Here is a 2,890-nt window from a genome sequence, read left to right on the forward strand (position 1 = left end):
TGAAGATAGTGCTTTACATATTATTGCTGTTTACGAACAACAAATTATTGGGTCAGCTAGACTGCGGGAAATATCTCAGGAATTAGGAAGTATTGCATATCTTTGTGTTTTGCCTGAATTTCAATCTCAGGGAATAGGAACAGCTTTAACCAAAGAAATCATTGAAATTGCCAAGCAAAAACAACTAAAATCTTTGAGAGTAATGACTCGTCTCAGTGCTTCTAAGTTCTATAAAAGAATAGGTTTTATCGAAACTGGCGAGCCATTTCAATTTTTAGGCATACCCCATCAATTTATGTACTTTAACTTGCTTTTTTCTGAGGATAATTTACAAGCACTTTCTCAGTAATTTTCCGTTCAATTGTGAAATTAATATGGCTAACATAATACTTAATAAATTCATAACTATTAGTCGCATCGCAGGAACCTTTAAGTTGAATAGTTTTACTTTTATCTTTGACTAACCTACCTTCACAAGTGTATCTAGATCCATCAGGTTTAACTACAGCTAATTGAGTTTGAATTAACGTTCTATCAGAGTTTATATCAATATCTAAAAAATTAATCTTATAATCAAACCATTCCCAACCATGATGGAACATAAGTTCCCTTTCCAACGCCTGAATACAAGTTGGTAAAATGCCCCAACCTCGATACACACCACCTAATAATTTAATATTGCCCGTTCGTAGCAAAATAGACTTAAAAGATTCCCCATTGAGTAATCCATAATATCTACCATCAGGAAAATCAATCATAGTAGGTGCGAATCTATGGCCACCAAAGTGACTTGCTTTCCAAATCCTAGTATTTTTTAAACCCAATTCGGAAATAGTTTTTTTAGCTTCCATATAAAACGGATTACCATATTTAGCACAGCACTTATCATGGCTACCGTGAGTACAAACTAACATATCCCTAATTTGATTTTCTTGAATATTAATATCTAAATTATCCCCGGCTAAATATTTTTGAATAACAGGAGCCATTTTTTCAGGATGATCTACATCAAATTCATATTTTTTATAACCATTTATAAATGAACTTTGCTCTTTTTCATAGATTAAAATTTTTCTATTATTTTGTCTTTGATTTTGATTTTGAGTGATTAGTAAAAATCTGACTGAAAGCTTAGATTTACTGACTTCTCTCATCAAAATATCTAAGTTTTCTGGTAGATAACGAGACTCGGAAGCATTATAATCCCAAGGATAAGGGCACTCTATCAACACATATATTGAATAGTTTGTACCACTTCCAATAATATCTTCATTTGCTTGTCGGCAAGCATCAGCGCAAAAAAATGTATTCATGTTTAAACTCCAGGTTCTACAAAAATAACTCTTTCATTAACTAACTTCGATAACATTGGCATAATATCTATTTCCCAGTCATAATCTGGGAGTAAATTTATGACGTCTTTTCCAGTAAATGTTTCTCGACTAAATAAATTTTCAATAAACTTTTCTGGCACTCCTTTAATAGATACTTCTTTACCAGAAACTATGATTTTATATTCATCTTCTCGCTCGGATATTTGAGAAATTTTTAAACGTTGAAATTGAGGTATTTTAAACTTAGTTTCAATACCATTATCAAATATATTAAATCCGGCTTGATATGGCAAAGCATATTGATAGATAGGTTTTCCCAAACTATCTAAATAGCTATAATATTCTTCGCTAATATTATGATTATTTATATACTGTTCTAAGTCTTGAATTAAGGTTTCTACACTTAGATTAAAAGAATTATTATCTATTCTTAAAGGTAGACTTTGTCTCCACTCTTCTCTGTGTTGTAATTTACAGATTAACCATTCCAATAGATCGATACCTGTTTTACTGTGAATACCTAAAGTTAGATGAATAGATGGTTCTTCTTTTGTAACTGCGTAATGCCAATGTCCGCGAGGTATATAAAGTACATCTCCTGGATGCAAAATACAACTTAAATAAGCTTCTTCTTCTGGTGGTTCAAGAGAGGATGATTTCTGATTTGGCAATGGGTATTTTAAAGTGTCGGTGTAGACATACCATTGTTTGCTTCCTTCTACTTGCAGAATAAATACATCGTGAGTATCGTAGTGACGAGAAAAACCTTGTTTACTAGACCAGGAGCAGTAAGCATTGACCTGAGTAGGATATCCTAACTCATAACTAAGTTTTGAGGCCAACATTGAAACCTCTGGAATCCTTTGATGAATTTGGTCTATGATTAAGGTCCCACCTTTCTGACACCATTGGGTAAGATTTTTATTTTCTTTGGCCTCCAGAACTTTTCCATCAAATGCCACGCGCACATCGGGATATTTTATTTGATGAAAGTTCAATAGATGGTTGAGTTTGTCCCATGAAAATAGGTCTGTAAAATCTTTCTGTCCTTTACTGGAGATGGCGATCGCTTTTTTAGTCCAGTTGTTTTCCAGAAACTCTTCCTGGGGTAATGGCTGTATTAAATATTTTAGGCACAACATAATCGATATTTTTTTCTATTAATTTTTGAAAATAATCATAAGATGGGTTTTTCCATAATTCTTAACCTTCTTATATTATAGAGCTACCTAAAATTGATTCTGTATTCTTTGATAGAGCTGTATTAAATACTTGAGGTACAACATAATTGATAAACTTTCCTATTAATTTTTTGACATAATCATAAACATGGTTTTTTATAGAATTCTTAAATTTTTGACATTAAAAGCTACCTAAAATTGGTTTTGTATTATTTGATAGATCGATAAAGCTGGAATACTTTGTTATTCTCAGACCTAACCAATAACCTTTTTTACCGAATTATTAATTATTAATAATTAATAATTAAATAATTCTGGTTTAAAGCCTCCCCTTTGAAGGGGAAAAAAAGAAATAATATTTCCTTATATTCAATT

Annotated in this window: 3 protein-coding genes; 1 reads left to right on the top strand and 2 read right to left on the bottom strand. The window is 31.6% G+C overall.

Going from position 1 to position 2,890, the window contains the following annotated elements:
* A partial coding sequence (locus F6K13_RS26530; RefSeq protein ID WP_287288934.1) for a GNAT family N-acetyltransferase occupies window positions 1-349 on the top strand: 349 nt, incomplete at its 5' end.
* Here F6K13_RS26530 and F6K13_RS26535 read toward each other — a convergent pair.
* Together F6K13_RS26535 and F6K13_RS26540 are read right to left on the bottom strand one after the other, a co-directional pair.
* Window positions 303-1,313 carry a sucrase ferredoxin gene (locus tag F6K13_RS26535; RefSeq protein WP_124147526.1) on the bottom strand — a complete coding sequence of 337 codons (1,011 nt, stop codon included), beginning with the start codon at window positions 1,311-1,313 and terminating at the stop codon, window positions 303-305. The two genes, F6K13_RS26530 and F6K13_RS26535, sit on opposite strands and share 47 nt — an antisense overlap.
* Before the next feature lie 2 nt (window positions 1,314-1,315).
* Complete coding sequence (locus F6K13_RS26540) at window positions 1,316-2,476, bottom strand: cupin domain-containing protein (RefSeq protein ID WP_124147527.1); 1,161 nt, start codon at window positions 2,474-2,476, stop codon at window positions 1,316-1,318.
* Between the last annotated feature and the right edge of the window lie 414 nt (window positions 2,477-2,890).

Origin of the sequence: Okeania sp. SIO2B9 (assembly GCF_010672505.1) — a bacterium.
GTDB classification, from domain to species: domain Bacteria; phylum Cyanobacteriota; class Cyanobacteriia; order Cyanobacteriales; family Microcoleaceae; genus Okeania; species Okeania hirsuta.